This is a genomic window from Streptomyces sp. RLA131 (assembly GCF_056270125.1).
This window is the reverse complement of record NZ_JBWDOQ010000002.1, coordinates 8,199,073-8,215,405: the sequence shown is the minus strand read 5'-3', so window position 1 is coordinate 8,215,405 and position 16,333 is coordinate 8,199,073. Positions and strand designations below refer to the sequence as shown.

The window sequence follows — 16,333 nt, the reverse complement described above, 5'->3', positions numbered from 1 at the left end:
CACGGGTTGCCCAAGCACTGTCCGCACTGGGCGACCGCGGCCCGGCATGTATGTACCGGCCGTCGGGTTCGGGAAGTCTCCGCTCGGACCCGGATGGTTCCGCCGCGGGTCAGCAAGGCAATGGTCGCGCGTCCGAGTCCGTGTCGCTGTCTGGAGCTACCGGATTGCCGGCAGTCAGGGAGTGGATGCGTGGTATCGGCGAGGGCAGCAGCCAGAGCAGCGACAGCGCTCCGCCGACGGCAGCGATGAGGAGGGTCACCCGGAGGCCGATGAGGGTGGCGAGGAGGCCGCCGAGGACGGCGCCCACAGGGCGTAGGCCGTAATTGATCGTGCTGTACGCGCCGGCGACTCGACTGCGCATGCCATCGGGGATCACGTCCGTCTGCAGGGAGTTGAGGTTGACGTCGAAGAGCATGACGCCGACGCCGGAGAGGAACTCGGCCAGGGCCAGGGCTCCGACGCGAGCCCAGAGCGGGCCGCCCGCAGCAGCGGCGATGGCTATCGGCGCCGGGAACAACACAGCGCCCACGACGATGCTGCGGCCCACGCCGAGCCTTCGCGAGACCGTCGGGGCGATCACCGCGCCCAGGAGCGAGCCGGTGGCGCCGATCCCGAACGCCATGCCGATGACTCCCGCGGTCAGTCCGAGGTTCCGGCTGGCGAACAGCACGATCAGTCCGCTGCCCGCGATAAAGGTGAAGAAGTTGACGGTCGCCGCGCACCCGAGGCTCGCCCGCAGCACCGGGTGACGGATGACGAACGCCAGTCCCTCCCTGGCACGCCGCAGCAGCGGGGGTGTCGCTTGGTCATGGGCGGTTGGTGGTTCTTCGATCGAAACCCGACCGACCAGAATCGCGGACGCCAGGAACGTCAGGGCGTCCACGACGACGGCGACGGGAGCGGTCAAGGCCTGGACCAGAGCACCACCGATCGCCGGGCCGGCGACGTATGACGCGGAACGGCTGGCACTGAGCTTGCTGTTCGCGTCGACGTAGGACGACCGGGGCACCAGGTGGGCGAAGAACGGCGGATAGGCGGTGTTGAACAGCACCCCTGCGGCGCCGGTCAGTAACGCCACGGCATGCAACTGACTGAGCGTCACCGACCCCACCAGATAGGCAGCGGGGAGGGAGAGCAGTACTGCGGCGCGCACCAGGTCGGCGAGAACCATCAGGCGCCGCTTGTGGACGCGGTGGTCGACCCAGGCACCGAGGACGATCGCGAGCAGGTTCGGGGTCCAGATGAGCGCGGTCAGCCACGCCACCTGATTGGCGGAAGCGTGCAGCGCTCCCACCGCGATCAGTGGCAGGGCCAGTTCGGTGATCCGGTCGCCGAACTGCGAGATCGACTGGCCGGCCCAGAAACGACGGAACCGCTGGTCACGCCAGAGCGATATGGGTATCGCCTGGTCTGCGGCGCTCATGACCTCCCGCCGGTCTGATTCTCGGGGCCCTCGGGCAGGGCGTAACGCAGCAGCCGGACGCCACGGCCGTCGGCCGGACGCGCGGCCTCGTCACGCGTCACGTAGGGCGCGAGGACGCGTTCGATCCCGTCCTCGATGGCGGCGAGTTCGTCGGCGGAGACGACGACGCGGGTGTTGGCCAGACCCGCAAGCCGCCGCCACGCCGGTTCGAGCTTGGGCTCGACCTCGGCAGCCCACCGGTTCGGCAGGTCTCCGGAGCGCAGGAACATCTCCTGGGACAGGACCCGCGCGGCCGACCTGCCCTCCTCGTTGTCCGGGTCGTCCGGCACCTCGAACCGGAAGCCGCGCGCCACCGCCTCCCATCGCCGCTGGCGACGGTCCGGGCCCGGCTCGGCATCGCGGACCAGGCCGAAGCCCGCCAGATGCCGCAGATGCCAGCTGGTCACTGACGGGGTTGCTCCCACATCAGGCGCCAGTTGCGTCGCCGTCGCCGGCCCGTGCCGCTGAAGGCGTTCGAGGATCGCCAGCCGCACCGGATGCGCCAGCGCCCGCATCGCCTGCGGATCAGTGATCTCGATATCGCCCAGACGATTACCAGAGTCCATGATGTGAGAGTTTCCTCTCACATATTGTGAGAGTCAAGTCTCATATCTCTGGCGCCGGGCCTCCGCCTGATGCGCGTCCCGGCAGAGCAGGGGTGATCAAGCACTGGCGGCGGCCTGCTGGTGGACTCTGGTGTGGACGAGGTGGTAGGAGTCGCTGCTGGTCCCGATGATGTCGCCGCCGAAGGTGATCGGCCTGACGCTCGTGCTGACGGTCCTGCTGATGTTTCAGCGTCGGGCTTGTGGCGGCGCGTCAGTCAGCGAAGGCATCGCGCGTGGACGCAGGACCATGAGCGAGCCTTCCAAGGTCGCCACCATGGCAAAGGGGAACCGGTCGAGCTCAAGACAGAGCGCAACGTCATCGGGATGGGCTCCTTGACGCACGCCCTCCGCCAACTCGGCGGCGGCGCGCGAGGTGGCAGCGCGGCGGAGGAACTCAGCAGCATCCGTCCCAGCCTCGGTGGCCCTCCGAGCGATGTATTGAGCGCACGCCAGATCTTCATCGGCCCGTCCGTCGTCGCCGGTGACCACGAACGTGACACTGTCACTCTTGCGTGTCCGCAAGAGCTGAGCCGTTGCCTCCGCCACCACGAAGCCGGCGCACAGCACCAGCGGCGCCTCCTTGACCGCAAGGGCGCCGACTGTCCCTGCCGTGGTCTTCTGCACAACGGTCCGTCCTCCAAGGTCGACAGACCGCAGCACGCCCGGCGAGTTGACGGTGTCGAACCCGGGCGCGGGCGGACCGTCTTTGAGCGCCACCCAATCCGGGTGGCGAGCCTTGAGCGCCAGGGCTTCGTCCAGCGACTCGGCAAGGACGATCTTTCCCGCCCCCTGGGCAAAAGCCCAGGCAGCCACGGTGAAAGCACGCATGACGTCGACCACGACCGCCACGGACGGGACTTCGACCAGATCAGCGATACCAAGGAAACGAGTGTCCATTCCGATCATGATCGCGCATGCCCGACCCGAAGCACCCGGGGAGTTGCACGCGTCACATCGACGTTTTCGGAATGCAACACCTCCGGCTGCCCGCGTCGCGAAGGCGGTCCGCAACGACACGCCTGCTCTCACCGGCACCGCCGTCCTTCGCCGGCTATCGCAGCTGTTTGATCAGCCGGTCCGCGCCCTCGGTCGTCATCCAGTCGGGATCACAGTCCAGAGCGGCACAACAGGATCCCCCGAGCGCCAGATGGAGTCGGAACTGACCTACAAGTGGAGTCCACCGTCGGATCTGGCACGTCGATCAGCACTGCCACAGGAAGGCGGCTTGGGTGCAGGGCCCGCAGGCGAAGGCGAACGCCGTGCCGCAGCCACCGAAGTTCATGGCCGTGGCGTGGTCGGGTCCCTCCTCGAGCTGTGCGACCAGGTTCATGGGCCGGGTGCAGGTGGGGCATGTGGGTGTTTCGTCGCCCTGAAGCCAGTCGGGCTGTCCGCCGAGCTGTCCCAGGACATTCCCTGGGCTGTTTCCGCTGCGGTTGCCCCATTCTTCGCGTGCACTGAAGTAGTCGGCGGAAGGCGAGGACACCAGAGCCACGGCGTTGACAACAGCAAGGCGGAGAACTCCCTCGTTGTCGCCCAGTTCGGGTGCGGGCATCGGCTGCAGCGTGTCGGAGGGGAACAGCAGGGCGCGGTTACCACCAGCAGTGGGGCTCCACTCGTCGCACATACCGGGATCGTTCTGGCACATGAAGATCGCCATGACATGGCCGGCGTGTGCGTCGCCCTGGCCGATCGGGCGGCCCAGGTCATCCAGGATGACCTGGGCCAGGAACTGCATCGGCCCGGCGCAGGTCGCACAGCGCGGCCATGCCGCCTCCGCAGGGCCCAGCGGCGTTCCTCCCGTGCGCGTGACCAGTGCATCAGGTTCGCCTGGTCCTGCGTAAGTCATCAGCGTCGTCGTCATGGAACCGGACGCTACGACAGCCCACCGACACCTCATGAGGCAAGGGCGCCGAGGAGGACGCGCTGGCGTGGCAGCGGGAGTTGGCACGGCCGACTCCATGCGGCTTGGCCCAGCAACGAACCCGCGATGCACAGCGCCGCCTGAAAGAGCAGTCTGCCGTCAGCTGTTCAAGATCCTCGAAAGGCCAGATCGAACCATGATGTTCTCCTCCGAACAGCTTGACGCGATGTAACAGCCTCGGGGGGAGCTGGTAGGTCCGATTCCTGTCAACCAGGACTGCCATGGCTGGAAACAGCAAGCACGACGCCGAGGCAGGCGGTTGCGGGTACGCGCTCGGCTCGCACTGCCCGCAGCCAAGTCCGACCACCTGATCCGCACGGTCGGACACGACCTGCGCAAGATCCAGGTACCGCAGTCAGCTCCTCGACGGCTGCCTGGTCGGCACCGGCCTGACCCTCGCTGCCAGCAGAGGTACGACGCTCAGTAACATCGCATCACCATGATGAGGGCTCAGGCCCGACGAATCGAGTGACGCTCATGAGTGACGACGTCCTGTCGGTCGTCCCGACCGATCCGCACTGGCAACCCAGCCGGGACGCAGCTGACCGCGCCGCCGCCCTCGTCGCGGCACTGGTGGACCCCGACGTACCCACGGACATCGACACCGAGATTGACGTTACGTGGCACGACACGGTCGCCGTCGTCGACTGCGGCGCGAACCTGGAGAGGATCAGCTGCCCGCACTGCGGCGTATCGATCGACACCGAATGGTGGGTAGATCTTCTCGCCGCACATAGCGAGGACGGTTTCGCCAGCTTGTCCACCCAGGTCCCCTGCTGCGGCGCCATGACGTCCTTTGACGCACTGGACTACGACTGGCCTTGCGCATTCGCCCGCTTCGAGATCGCCATCTGGAACCCGGGCCGGAACTGGTTCTCTGGCCGAGAACTGACCGCACTCGCAGACGTACTCGGACACCCGGTACGTCAGGTCATGGCTCACATCTGACACTCACCTCACCCGGCGATGCGATGAGATCTGGCCTGACCAGGCCCGACATCACATGGCCACGACCGCTCCCCCTCTTCGTCAAATATCGCGATGCCCCGACTCCTGGTGCGGTCTCTCTCGCGTCGTTCCTGCTCCGGGCAAGATCCGTGACGTCTGTTTCATGATCATGTGAGTCCGAGGAGGGCGAGCAGTCGGCCGGCGTCGCGGGCGTTGTGCCGGAGGCCGGCGGCGATGCTGTTCTTCCCGGCGAGGCGGAGGGCGCCGATGGCGAGGTTGCGCCGGGTCGCCATGGCGCGGGGCGCGGATCCGGTTCGCAGCTGGGAGGCGTCCGCGGCGAACGTCACGTCTCGGACGTGGTGCAGGGCTTCGATCTTCCAGTGGCTGCGGATCAGCCGGGCGATCTCGGCGGGTGTGGCCTGTTCCGCAGTGGGGCTGGTGACCGCGTAGACGGTCTTGATGCTGACCTTGCCGGTCTTGCGGTCCACTCGGCGGCGCTTGAGCTGGGCGGCCCGGCGGGCGCCGGGAAAGGGCGGGCTGTTGACCGTGCACACCTTGATGCGGCGGGTCTCGCCGCGGCCGTGGCCGGGCCCAGCGCGCCGGTCGGCCGGCCGGCGGCCCGCCGCCCGGTCCAGCGCGTTGCCGTTGATGCGGCCGAGCAACCGCCGCGCCGTCGCCTCCGCTGGCAGGCACCGCCTCGGGGACAGCGGACCGGACCGTACGCCAAGGTGCTCCAGGACGGGCGGCGGGGCGGCGGTGATCCACTCGTCCACCGCCAGCAGGGAGGTCGCTCCGGCCAGAACCGCGCACGCGGTCAGCGCGTGCACGACGACCGGAGCGTGCCGTACGCCGCGCTGATCGCGAGGGCCGGGCACCCGGGCCAGTCGCTCCAGCAGGCCCGGGATCTCCTCGGGCACGGCCCCCGGGATGCTCGCGGAGTTGGTCAAAGGCAGGCGGGACCGGCGATGACGCGTCGGCAGGCACGGTCTTCCACTCGGATCACGGGGCGTCGAGAACTCCTCGATCTTGGAAGGGCACGTCATCCGCCTCGGCGTCCTCGGCCTCCCAGCGCAGGAGGTCGCCCGGCTGGCACTTGAGCACCTCGCAGAGCGCGGCGAGCGTCGCGAAGCGCACCGCCTTGGCGCGGCCGTTCTTGAGTACCGCCAGGTTGGCGGGCGTGATCCCTACGCGGTCCGCGAGCTCGCCCACGGACATCTTCCGCCTGGCCAGCATCACGTCGATGTCGACGGCGATCGGCATCAGATCACCTCGTCCAACTCGGCCTGCATCCGCGCCGCTTCGACGTCGCGCGTGACGGCCTGGGCGAGCAGCATCCGCAGCACGAGCACGATGAGCGCGACCCCCAGGATGGCCAGGCCAACCCCGCCCATGATGATGGTGACGCCCGGGTCGTCCCGCTGGCCCGGGGCATTGACGACCGTGACCGCGAACCATACGAGGGCAGCCGCCACGATCGCGCCGATCACGCCGTCCACGTACCGGAAGGCGGCGTGGGAGAAGACGGTTCCGCGTCGCACCATCGTCACCAGTCGCCATACGCAGACCAGGGCGACCTGGGCCGACGCCATGCCCAGCATCGTGATCACGCGCAGCGGGGTCAGCGGGAGCGACCCGTCCTCCGGGTCGGTGGCCAGCGCCCACACCATCAATACCTGTACGAGCACCGTGCCCGCGAGCACCACCACGAGCACGGCGCGCAGCGCACGCACTGTCAGTTTTCCCATGGCCCGTCCTTCCATCGAGTTGCGATGGGAATCTATCGAAAGTCGATAGACAATACAAGCGACGGGGACGGAGAGTGGGCGGCAGTTCCGCACCGTGGCGGGACACCGCCGCCTCCCATGGCATGGTGATTGCGCGAACCGCCTTGATCTTGTCGAGGTCGGCCTCACTTGAACACAAAATGGACGCCACCCGACTACGCCGAAGCCCTGGCCCATGAACGAGGCTCGGTATCACGGCTGCAGGCTGATCAGCGGGCGGCGGACGCTGCCGAAGACCACGCCGGACCCGTCATTGTGGATCTCGTACAGGGAGCGGCCGAACTCGGGGTGGTCCTGCAGGACCCGCCTGGCCATCCACTCTCAGCCCGCGTGGACGCCGCCTTCGGTGCGGGAGGCGCCCTCGGTCGCCGCCATGTCCTGCGTACCGATGACGCCGAGCAGCTCAAGCTGAGCCGCACCCTCGGTACCGGGCGGGGCCGTGAACCACAGGAGGCGCTGGCGGCCGTCCTCGCTGAACAGACTGTGGCAGTCCAACTCGATGACGCCCAGCGCGGGATGCACGATGCGCTTGTGATCGGTGCGGCGCAGGCCGACGTCGTGGGTGTCCCACAGGAGAGCGAACTCCGCGCTGCGCCGCCGCAGTGCGGCCGTCATCCCGGCGACCTCGGTGTCGCGGCCCTGGCGGGCGGCGACTGCCTGCAGGTCAGCGACGAAGACCCGTGAGTGGTGCGGATGGTCCTCGGGCGGGTAGACCGCGCGGGCGGCCGGATCGGTGAACCAGCGGTACGCGAAGCCGGTGGCGGGGCCGCGCGGCTCCGGAGCCCGGCCGAGCAGTGCCGCGGCCAGCTCGTTCTGTACGAGGGTCTCGTGCAGGTCGGTGATGACCTGGGCCGGGGTGGTGGCCAGCCGGTCCAGCAACCCGAGCAGGGCGGGCTGGACGTGCCGCGCGCCCGCGCCGTGCGCCGATGCGGGCAGCGGCCGGTCGGCGAGATGGAACAGGTGGTCGCGCTGGTCGCCGCCCAGCCGCAGCGCCCGGGCGAGGGCGGCCAGTGTCTGGGACGAGGGCTGAGCGCCGCGTCCACGCTCCAGCTCGGTGTAGTAGTCGGCCGACAGGCCCGCCAGTTGCGCGACCTCCTCGCGCCGCAGGCCGGGCACCCGGCGCCGGGGTCCGGCGGGCAGGCCGACGTCGGCCGGCCGGATCCGGTCACGCCGGGACCTGAGGAACGCCGCAAGCTCGGGAAGGTTCACCCGCACATCGTCGTCTGTCCGGCGGGGTCCGAGCCAGGGGCTGGTGACCCCTGGGTGGGCTCAGCCCTGGCCAGAGCAGGTGACTCGGACGGATGGTTGCCCCACCAGGGTCGACCTCCCGCTCGTTGTGAGCAGCTCCAGACCCCCCGCACGAAGAGAGAGCACCATGCCATTCGCGAACTTCAAGGTCCCCGCCGGCGCCCTCACCGCAGAGCAGAAGGAGCAGATCATCACGCGCACCACCGACCTGTACGCCGAGATCTTCGGCGACGGCGCCCGGGCCACCACCCTCGTACTGGTCGAAGAGGTCGCCGACGCCGGATGGGGCATCGGCGGCGGTGTCCTGACGCTTGCCAAGATCCGGCAGACGCCGCAGGAGTGACGGCTCAGCCGCCGCCGGGCCCGAGGAAGAGCGTTGACGCGGAGTCCGAGTGGTCAGGGCCAGCGGCCCGAGCTTGGGCACCCCGGCCCCTCCACCGTCCGAGCGCGAGAAATACAGAGGTTTTGGCCTGTCCAGTGCAACGCAGGTCAGCGGCCGGGTAGCACGCCCAGGAGGGTCGCGGTCAGGGCCAGCTTCAAGTAGTCCTTCAGCTCCAAGTGGAAGCGGGCCAGGTCGGGCTCGGCCTGGTAAGCCGCCTGCAGGCTGGGTGGGGGTGTGCTGTACGCCGACAGCGCGCCGGCCATGACCATGGTTTGCAGGCTGAACAGTGTTGCGTTCTCGCCCAGCTCCGGCAGGTACTTCTGGATCAGGGCGGTCATGGTTGTCAGGCGGTCCAGGGAGGCGCGCTTGTAGCGTGCTACGACCTCGACGGAAACGTTGTGTTCCAGGACGCTGCCCTGTGCGCCGAAGAGGTCGCACAGCACCACTCGGCCGGAGAGTGAGCGGCTGAGGATCTCGGCCACCGCTGCCGCTCGCTCGGCCATGGGTAGATTTTCGTCGATGCCGGCGGCCAACTCGCGTGCCAGTTCCGTCAGCCACTCCTGCAGGAAGTGGTCCAGCAGTTCCAGCAGCACCGCCTCGCGAGACTCGAAGTAGCGCAGCACGTTCGGCTTCGCCAGGCCTACCCGGCGGCTGAGCTCGTTCAGGGTGACCGCGGCCACGGGCATCTCGTCGAGCATCACCGACGCCATGTCGAGGATCGCCCGTCGGCGGATCTCCCGCTGCTCTTCGGTTCGCGCCCGCTGGAAAGTCACGATCGCCAGCCTAACTTAGGTACCTTCGGTACGTTGACAACGTACCGAAAGTACCTTAACGTCATCCACGCAAGATACCTTCGGTACGTTATTGAGTGGGGAGCCTGACATGAGCGAGAAGTGGACGACGGCGAACATTCCGGACCAGCGCGGGCGGGTGGCGGTGGTGACCGGGGCCAACACCGGACTGGGGTACGAGACCGCCAAGGCGCTCGCCGAGCGCGGGGCCTCCGTGGTGCTCGCCGTGCGCAACGTCGAGAAGGGCGAGCAGGCCGCGGCCCGCATGACCGGCGATGTGACCGTGCAGGCGCTCGACCTGACCTCGCTCGACTCCGTCCGGACCGCGGCGGCGGCGCTGCGGTCCCGGCTCGACCGGATCGACCTGCTGATCAACAACGCCGGCGTGATGTACACCCCGAAGCAGACCACCCGGGACGGCTTCGAGATGCAGTTCGGCACCAACCACCTCGGCCACTTCGCGCTCACCGGGCTGCTGCTGGACCTGATGCTGCCGGTGCCCGGCTCGCGCGTGGTGACGGTCAGCAGCACCGGCCACCGCATCCGGGCCGCGATCCACTTCGACGACCTGCAGTGGGAGCGGTCGTACAGCCGGGTCGCCGCCTATGGTCAGTCCAAGCTGGCCAACCTGATGTTCACGTACGAGCTGCAGCGCCGGCTCGCCACGCACGGCACCACCGTCGCGGTGGCCGCGCACCCCGGCATGTCCAGCACCGAGCTCGCCCGCAACACCCCCGCGGCCCTCCGGCTTCCGCTCACCTGGCTCGCGCCGCTGATCACCCAGACGCCGGCGATGGGCGCGCTGCCGACCCTGCGCGCCGCCACCGACCCCGCCGCGCTCGGCGGCCAGTACTACGGTCCCGGCGGACGCAACGAGGTCATGGGCCACCCCCGGCTGGTCACCTCCAGCCCGGAGTCGTACGAGGTAGCCGTCCAGCAGCGGCTGTGGGCCGTCTCCGAAGACCTCACCGGGGTGAAGTTCCCCGTCGTTCAGTCCAAGCGGAACTCGTTTCCCTCCGGATCGGCCATCACGATGTAGCCCGCGCTGGTAGGAGGCGCCGGCTCTCGCGGCGCAAGCGGGTGGCGCCGAGACCGACCCTCTTCGACGGCAGCCTCGACCCCACCACGGTCGCCACCATGGTGGAGGACATGGCCGCCATCACCGCCGGCATCTACACGCACGCACTCCTGCCCGCCGCGTACACCCGACTGCCCTGCCCGCCCACCGCCGGTACTCCCACGCCCGGCAACGCCTACGGGCCTCCCTGTGCCGGATCATCGCAGAACACCGCTCCCACACCACCGACCACGGCAGTTGGCCCCGCCCTGGCCAACAGCGACAGCGACAGCGACAGCGACATCAGCGACCAGGTCATCACCTTCTTCATCGCGGGCATGGAAACCACCGGAAACGCCCTCGCCTGGGCCGCGCACCACCTCACCCAGGACCCCGCACCGCAACGCCGCGTCCGTACCGAAGCAACCGCCCTGCCCTCCGGTCCCCTGTCGCACACCGCACTGCCCCACCTGGAACTCACCAGCCATGTCGTCACCGAGGCGCTGCGCCACTCCCCCCCCCCCGTCTGGCCGCTGACCCGCACCACGCCGCCAAGCACGCCATAGCCGCCCCGGCCCGCCGGCGGGACATCGCCGCGCGCACACGGACCGGACCGGACCGGGAGACCGAACATGCCAGGTGGAACGGGAGGGACAGGCAGCAGTCACCGGCACAGGCATCGCAGGACCGGTTGCCGCCCCGGTACGGGCAGGAAGGTCAGAGGCAGGGCCTTGGCCCAGCACGGCCACGCTACCGGAACGGCAGTGCGGCAGGCCACCCGGGATGACCCGGGCCGCTCGCCAAGAGCTGACCCCGGTGCTGAGGGCGGGGTCGGCTGGGCGGCCGTTTCCGGCACCCGCGGGCGCTGACAGCCGCGATCAAAACACTACCTATTGCTGATTTATACCGAATTTACGGGTAGGTGCTGGGGAAACATCCTTCTCTTTCGGAGGCCATCATGGCGTCAACCCATCGCCCGCCCATCGAGGAGCACCCTGACTTGATGGAGCTGCGCGCCCGGCACGACCGTGCCGCGGCCACGCCACGAGCTCAGATGATCGAGGCGCTCGCCCTCATCACCGGCCTGTACCTGGCGGCGTCCCCCTGGATAGCCGGCTTCAACGGCTCCACCACGCTCGCCGTCACCAACCTCATCGCCGGCATCGCCTACATGCTGCTCCTGGGCGGCCTCGGCAGCTCCTACGAGCGCACCCACTCCATGGCCTGGGCCGCCGCCGTCATCGGCATCTGGACCTGCGTCGCTCCGTGGGTCGTCGCCGGCGACGTCGCCCATACCCGCTCCATCACCAGCAATCTCATCACCGGCGTCATCGCCACGCTCCTCGCACTCGCCGCCGCCTCCGCCGCCCGCGACCGCACCGACAACTCTCGCGGCACCCGTTCCGGCACGCGAGAGCACCGCTCCATGCCCGGCGAGCGCTGACACCGCCACCGCCGCACCCACAACCCCGCAGCACCGCCGGGAGGGCCATCCCTCCTGGCGGTCCTGCTGCGGACCAGTAGCGTCGGCACGCGCCCGCGAAAGCGCACTACCCGACCCACGAGGCCGCCGGTCAGACCTCCAGCACCGCCGCCCCTGGACCGGGCCGCGCCACCGTGCGACTCACTCTGTCGCCGGCAACGAGCAGGGCCGCAGGTGTGCTGAGCGGCTCGGCCGAACGGGTGGGTCTGCGTGTCGGAAGGCAGCAGAAGGTAGTGAACTGGCTGCTGCCCGGTGTGTCGTCGGTGCTGGAGACGACGATCGCGTACGAGCAGGTCGCGGTGGACCTGACGTCGTGGGTGGCGCGCATGGAGCCGGATTCCTACCTGCAGCAGGCGTACCAGTTCGGAGTGCTGGAGGACTTCGACCATCTGTACCGGTACGCGAATCTGTACGAGATGATCGAGCACCGCAAGGCCGAGGCGATCGTGGGCGGCCTGATCGAGGTGATGCCGGGGCGCCCGACCCGGATGCACCACCGCAATCCGGTGGACAACGTGCGCGACCCCTACCACTAGGCGCGGACCGATCCGCTGTCAAGGCTCCACGCGCTGACGATCCTGTCGGCAGAGCAGCAGACGATGAACTTCTACATGAACACCGGTCCCACCTACATGGAGCCCATCGCCAGGCAGCTGTACCAGGAGATCGGACTCATCGAGGAAGAGCACGTCACCCACTACGAGTCCTTGGTGGATCCGGGTGAGACGTGGGGGGAGCAGCTCGTCACCCACGAGTACAACGAGTGCTACCTGTACCACTCCTTCATGGAGCAGGAGAGCCACCCCAAGGTCAAGGCCGTGTGGGAGCTGCATCTGAACATGGAGCTGGAGCACCTGAGAATCGCGTGCGATCTGATGCGGCGCCAGGACGGCCGCGATCCTGAGGAGATCCTCGCGCCGGAGCTGCCGAACGTGCTGACCTTCGAGCCGAACAAGGCCTACCTGCGGGAGCTTTTGGCCACTCAGTTGGACCTGACCACGCTGGGCGCCGGTTACGTGCGGGAGGCGCACGAACGCTTCGAGGAGATGCAGGCTCAGATCCACGGCGGGGAGGCGCCGCCCAGCGACCGGGTCGTGGAGGAGCACCAGGAGATGTTCGGAGGGGACTACCGCTTGGAGACCGAGGGGTCGCACCCCGATCCCTCGCAGCGCGCGTGAGCCAGGCCGCAGACACTGCCGGTCGGTGACCGGAAGGTGCCGCCAACACCGGTCGCACACCCCACCTCCAGGAGGATCTTGTGAAGGACGACGAGAAGCAGGTCGGTGACCCTGCGGCCGCGGAGGACGTGGTGGCTCTCCTTATGCGGCAGCACGGGCAGATCCACAGCCTCTTCGATGAAGTACGGCTGGCCAAGGGTGATGGGCTTGTCCGCGATCAGTTCCTTCAGTTCCCCGCCGGCCAGCAGCTCACGGGACAGGTCGTCCAGCCACACCGACACCCCTGCGGCGGACAGCTCGGCGAGCGGATCGGACGAAGCGGAAGCAGACATGCGAACCCTCCAGGATGGTGCGGTGCCGCCCAGCCAGGTGGCCGTACGCACTGAGGACGCTGCTTGCCCGCCACGCGGACTCATGGCAGCGGCACCCGCTACCTTGCGCTCTCCGCTTTCGCCCGCCTCACTCATCGACGACCACACTTCCCGGAGCGACAGCCGCAACTCCCGCCCGGCGGGCGCAGGTGTCCGATCCGGGCCGGCCAGGTCGAGGGCGCCGCCCGCCTGCTGCAGGCCCGCCGCATCCGCCCCTGGTCGGATCTGTCACGGATGAAACCGCCACCGGCCTTCGGAGATGACGTCCACCTTGTCGTCACTGACGCGGACAGCCGTCTCGTCGTCGATGAAGTAGACCGGGAAGTCGGCCCGGGCGGCGATGCGATCGGCCCAGGCGTCGTCCCGCTCCGGGAAGTCCGGCGAGTACAGGTGCGGCTTCAGATACCAGTCGAAGAGACCGAACGGCGGTTCCACGGTCGTCGCGCCGAGCACGCGGAGGTCCGCGGCGTCCCCGATGACGTCGGCGGAGTGCTCGGTGAGATTCCGGCTGAAGATCATCGATCCGGCGCTCACCCCCACGTAGATCCGGCTCTGCAGCGCCTCCAGGAAGCCGTCGGCCAGGTCGTTGCCGGTGATGCTGCGCGCGAGGTGGTAGTGATTGCCGCCCCCGACATAAATGACGTCGGCACGGAGCAGCCGGTCGAGCACCATCCGCCGGGGCAGTCCGTTCAGCTCCAGGATGTCGAACTCCCGCCAGCCGAGGCCGTGCAGCCGGCTCATGTCCGAGACGAGCCACCCGTGGTCCCCAGGCTCGGCGACGGACGCCGTGGGAACGTACACGACGTTCGCCGACCCGAACGGCTTTCCCAGCATGTCCCGCAGCGAATCCCGCAGTGTCTCGTTGCGCAGCCCACTGGCCGTCATCAGAAGCCTCATCGGGCGAGCCAACCACGGCCGGCCCGCGCGCGCAACGAACCCTGAATCAGTCACCCGGCCGGGAAGCCCCGCCGCTGAGAAGGCTCACACCCTGCGGGACCGTCGCCCGCAGTTCCCTCACCAAGGCGCGCACGACGGCGGATCCGGCCAGTTCGGAGGTGGTGACATAGCCGACCTGGCGTGTCGGGCGCCCGGGGCCGAGATCGGTGATTCCGACCGAGTTCGGCGCTCCGACCAAGGAGAGCGCAGGCATGATCGCCATTCCGTGGCCTCCACTCACCAAGGAGAGCACCGCTCCGTCATCCTCGGCCTCGACGGTCGCCTTCGGGATCCAGTCCTGCGCGGCCCACCAGTCGCGGGTGTACGAGCCACAGTTCTCGGCCCAGTCGACCAGCGGCAGCGAGCGCGGGGTGGCGTGACCCGTCACGTGCACCAGGGCATACGGCTCTTCGAGGAGTCCGCCGGCGACCAGACCCGGTGGCAGCGGCACGGAGCCGGCCAGCGTGGCGATGGCTATGTCGGCTTTCCCGTCGGCCACTTCGCCCGCGGTGCCGCGCCCCACCTCGCGTACGATCCGCACCCGCGGCTCGATCCTGGGGTGTCGGGCGCGTAGCCGCTGCAGCACGGGCGGCAGCAGGTGGAGAGCGGCGCTGCGGAAAGCCGCGATCCGCAGCAGCCCTTCCGCGGCATCGGGCCGGGCCGCGCCGCGTGCCTCGGCTGTCAGGAGGTCCAGAAGGTGGAGGACGCGGCGTGCGTGCGCGACGGCCTTCTCCCCGGCAGGGGTGGGGCGGGCGCCGGTGCGGCCGCGTTCGAAGAGGACGGCACCGATCTTGCGCTCGCTGCCGCGAACCGAGTGGGAGACCGCGGACTGGGTCAGGCCGAGTGTGCCGGCCGCGGCCGAGAAGCCACCGGTGTCCGCGACCCCTACCAGGACGCGCAGTTCCTGCGGGGCGAGATCGGAATCGGTCGCGCGGGCCACGGGGCGCTCACCTCAACGTATGAGAACTGCTCATGGAACGGTGTGTCCCATGAGCGCAACCGGCTGCCCGGGTGGCGCATTCCCGCCCTACGGTCCGGGCATGAACGAGACCGCGCTCACCGTGCACCAGACCGCCCGCCCCCACGGCTTTCCCACCGCCGAGCACTTCGCCTTCGTCGAGTCCACGCTTCCCGACCCCGCCGCCGGCAGCGCGCTCGTGGAAAACCTCTACTGGTCCGTCGACCCCTACCACCGCGAGATGATGGACGACGTGCCCGGCGGGTTCGCGCTCGACGCACCGCTGGAGGGCCGCGCCATCGGGCGGGTGATCGCCTCGCGCACGCCTCGGCTGGCCGAGGGCGAGATCGTGTTCCACCGGCAGGGCTGGCGCACCCACGCGGTGGTCACGCCCGAGGAGATCCGGCAGCTGCCCCGCTTCGACGGGGTGCCCCTGACCGCTTTCCTGAGCACCCTCGGCGGCACCGGCCTGACCGCCTATGTGGGCCTGACCCGGATCGCCCGGCTACGGGAGGGAGAGGACCTGTTCGTGTCGGCCGCCGCCGGCGGGGTCGGCACGGCGACCGCGCGGTTCGCCGGACTGCTCGGCGCCGGACGGCTCGTGGGCAGCGCGGGCTCGGCGGCGAAGGCCGCCCACCTCATGCGGGAGGTGGGCTACGACGCCGCCTTCGACTACCACGACGGACCCGCAGCCGACCTGCTCGGCAAGGCCGCGCCGGACGGCATCGACGTGTTCGTCGACAACGTCGGCGGCGAGCAGCTCGCCGCGGCGGTGGGAGCGCTGCGCGACTTCGGGCGCATCGTGCGCGTCGGCACGATCAGCCAGTACAACACCCCCGACGCGCCGTCGCCGCGCTTCAACTACGCGGACATCGTGGAGAAGAGCATCCGCATGGAGGGCTTCTTGGTAAGCAACTACCGTGACGTGCAGCAGGAGTTGTACGAGTTCGCGGTGCCGCATCTGCAGAGCGGCCGGCTCGCTCCGGACGAGACGGTCGTTGACGGTTTCGAGCGCATCGTGGACGCGTTCCTGGGAATGCTGCGGGGCGAGAACACCGGCAAGATCATCGTGCGAGAACCGGAGAACTCGGTACCGCGGAGCGGCGCCGCGGATGCCGATCGGTGGTAGTGGCCGTCGGCCGCGACACGCGCCTGGTCGAACGGCGCGGGGCCCTTCCTGTGTGACGGGCGCGAAGCCGCCGCCGGGCC

The 16,333-nt window shown here is 69.1% G+C and carries 19 protein-coding genes and 2 pseudogenes; 7 read left to right on the top strand and 14 right to left on the bottom strand.

Annotated elements, in window-relative coordinates; translation table 11 throughout:
• Positions 1-109: 109 nt before the first annotated feature.
• The 4 genes from RWE79_RS38205 to RWE79_RS38190 form a co-directional block, all read right to left on the bottom strand.
• Positions 110-1,423 (bottom strand): MFS transporter, encoded by a 1,314-nt coding sequence (locus RWE79_RS38205; RefSeq protein ID WP_475945213.1) that lies wholly within the window; start codon positions 1,421-1,423, stop codon positions 110-112.
• Positions 1,420-2,028 (bottom strand): ArsR/SmtB family transcription factor, encoded by a 609-nt coding sequence (locus RWE79_RS38200; RefSeq protein ID WP_475945211.1) that lies wholly within the window; start codon positions 2,026-2,028, stop codon positions 1,420-1,422. The genes RWE79_RS38205 and RWE79_RS38200 overlap by 4 nt, the downstream gene beginning before the upstream one ends.
• A 225-nt stretch (positions 2,029-2,253) precedes the next feature.
• Positions 2,254-2,964 carry a 2-phosphosulfolactate phosphatase gene (locus RWE79_RS38195; protein WP_475945209.1) on the bottom strand — a complete coding sequence of 237 codons (711 nt, stop codon included), beginning with the start codon at positions 2,962-2,964 and terminating at the stop codon, positions 2,254-2,256.
• Between the two features lie 304 nt (positions 2,965-3,268).
• Positions 3,269-3,928, bottom strand: coding sequence for a DUF1963 domain-containing protein (locus tag RWE79_RS38190; protein WP_475945207.1), 660 nt, complete (start codon positions 3,926-3,928; stop codon positions 3,269-3,271).
• Positions 3,929-4,465: 537 nt separating this feature from the next.
• Between RWE79_RS38190 and RWE79_RS38185 the strand changes: the two genes are divergently transcribed.
• Positions 4,466-4,936, top strand: coding sequence for a hypothetical protein (locus RWE79_RS38185; protein WP_475945205.1), 471 nt, complete (start codon positions 4,466-4,468; stop codon positions 4,934-4,936).
• A 167-nt stretch (positions 4,937-5,103) separates the two neighbouring features.
• Here RWE79_RS38185 and RWE79_RS38180 read toward each other — a convergent pair whose 3' ends face one another.
• The 5 genes from RWE79_RS38180 to RWE79_RS38160 form a co-directional block, all read right to left on the bottom strand.
• Positions 5,104-5,853: a transposase family protein gene (locus RWE79_RS38180; RefSeq protein ID WP_475945203.1), complete on the bottom strand. Its 750-nt coding sequence runs from the start codon at positions 5,851-5,853 to the stop codon at positions 5,104-5,106.
• A gap of 82 nt (positions 5,854-5,935) precedes the next feature.
• The gene (locus tag RWE79_RS38175; protein WP_475945201.1) at positions 5,936-6,196 is read right to left on the bottom strand and encodes a helix-turn-helix domain-containing protein; all 261 of its coding nucleotides are present in this window, start codon (positions 6,194-6,196) and stop codon (positions 5,936-5,938) included.
• The gene (locus tag RWE79_RS38170; RefSeq protein WP_475945199.1) at positions 6,196-6,681 is read right to left on the bottom strand and encodes a DUF2975 domain-containing protein; all 486 of its coding nucleotides are present in this window, start codon (positions 6,679-6,681) and stop codon (positions 6,196-6,198) included. The genes RWE79_RS38175 and RWE79_RS38170 overlap by 1 nt, the downstream gene beginning before the upstream one ends.
• A gap of 231 nt (positions 6,682-6,912) precedes the next feature.
• Positions 6,913-7,035, bottom strand: a complete 123-nt coding sequence (locus RWE79_RS38165; RefSeq protein WP_475945197.1) for a hypothetical protein — start codon at positions 7,033-7,035, stop codon at positions 6,913-6,915.
• Positions 7,036-7,041: 6 nt separating this feature from the next.
• Positions 7,042-7,929 (bottom strand): MmyB family transcriptional regulator, encoded by an 888-nt coding sequence (locus RWE79_RS38160; RefSeq protein ID WP_475945195.1) that lies wholly within the window; start codon positions 7,927-7,929, stop codon positions 7,042-7,044.
• Between the two features lie 166 nt (positions 7,930-8,095).
• On the opposite strand from RWE79_RS38160, the gene RWE79_RS38155 reads away from it, so the two are divergent.
• Positions 8,096-8,311 (top strand): tautomerase family protein, encoded by a 216-nt coding sequence (locus RWE79_RS38155; protein ID WP_054238373.1) that lies wholly within the window; start codon positions 8,096-8,098, stop codon positions 8,309-8,311.
• Between the two features lie 146 nt (positions 8,312-8,457).
• On the opposite strand, the gene RWE79_RS38150 is transcribed toward RWE79_RS38155, so the two are convergent.
• Entirely contained in the window at positions 8,458-9,123 is a 666-nt protein-coding gene (locus RWE79_RS38150) for a TetR/AcrR family transcriptional regulator (RefSeq protein WP_475945193.1), read from the bottom strand.
• 109 nt (positions 9,124-9,232) lie between these two features.
• Here RWE79_RS38150 and RWE79_RS38145 point away from each other — a divergent pair, with 109 nt between their 5' ends.
• The gene (locus tag RWE79_RS38145) at positions 9,233-10,180 is read left to right on the top strand and encodes an SDR family NAD(P)-dependent oxidoreductase (RefSeq protein ID WP_475945191.1); all 948 of its coding nucleotides are present in this window, start codon (positions 9,233-9,235) and stop codon (positions 10,178-10,180) included.
• On the opposite strand, the pseudogene RWE79_RS38140 reads toward RWE79_RS38145, so the two are convergent.
• Positions 10,132-10,238, bottom strand: a pseudogene (locus RWE79_RS38140) (VOC family protein); the annotation flags it as partial. The gene RWE79_RS38145 and the pseudogene RWE79_RS38140 overlap by 49 nt on opposite strands.
• Before the next feature lie 40 nt (positions 10,239-10,278).
• Here RWE79_RS38140 and RWE79_RS38135 point away from each other — a divergent pair.
• The 3 genes and pseudogenes from RWE79_RS38135 to RWE79_RS38125 form a co-directional block, all read left to right on the top strand.
• Positions 10,279-10,764, top strand: coding sequence for a cytochrome P450 (locus tag RWE79_RS38135; protein ID WP_475945189.1), 486 nt, complete (start codon positions 10,279-10,281; stop codon positions 10,762-10,764).
• 392 nt (positions 10,765-11,156) lie between these two features.
• On the top strand, positions 11,157-11,642 hold the full coding sequence (locus RWE79_RS38130; RefSeq protein WP_475945187.1) for an SPW repeat protein: 486 nt from the start codon (positions 11,157-11,159) through the stop codon (positions 11,640-11,642).
• A 257-nt stretch (positions 11,643-11,899) separates the two neighbouring features.
• Positions 11,900-12,859: pseudogene (locus RWE79_RS38125) on the top strand (hypothetical protein); the annotation flags it as partial.
• Here the strand turns inward: RWE79_RS38125 and RWE79_RS38120 are convergent.
• From RWE79_RS38120 to RWE79_RS38110, 3 genes are all read right to left on the bottom strand, one after another.
• On the bottom strand, positions 12,808-13,191 hold the full coding sequence (locus RWE79_RS38120) for a hypothetical protein (protein WP_475945185.1): 384 nt from the start codon (positions 13,189-13,191) through the stop codon (positions 12,808-12,810). The pseudogene RWE79_RS38125 and the gene RWE79_RS38120 sit on opposite strands and share 52 nt — an antisense overlap.
• Before the next feature lie 267 nt (positions 13,192-13,458).
• Positions 13,459-14,127 (bottom strand): Type 1 glutamine amidotransferase-like domain-containing protein, encoded by a 669-nt coding sequence (locus RWE79_RS38115; RefSeq protein ID WP_475945183.1) that lies wholly within the window; start codon positions 14,125-14,127, stop codon positions 13,459-13,461.
• Positions 14,128-14,173: 46 nt separating this feature from the next.
• Entirely contained in the window at positions 14,174-15,106 is a 933-nt protein-coding gene (locus tag RWE79_RS38110) for a LysR family transcriptional regulator (protein WP_475945181.1), read from the bottom strand.
• A gap of 100 nt (positions 15,107-15,206) precedes the next feature.
• On the opposite strand from RWE79_RS38110, the gene RWE79_RS38105 reads away from it, so the two are divergent.
• Positions 15,207-16,253: a zinc-binding dehydrogenase gene (locus tag RWE79_RS38105; protein WP_475945179.1), complete on the top strand. Its 1,047-nt coding sequence runs from the start codon at positions 15,207-15,209 to the stop codon at positions 16,251-16,253.
• The last annotated feature ends 80 nt before the right edge of the window (positions 16,254-16,333 follow it).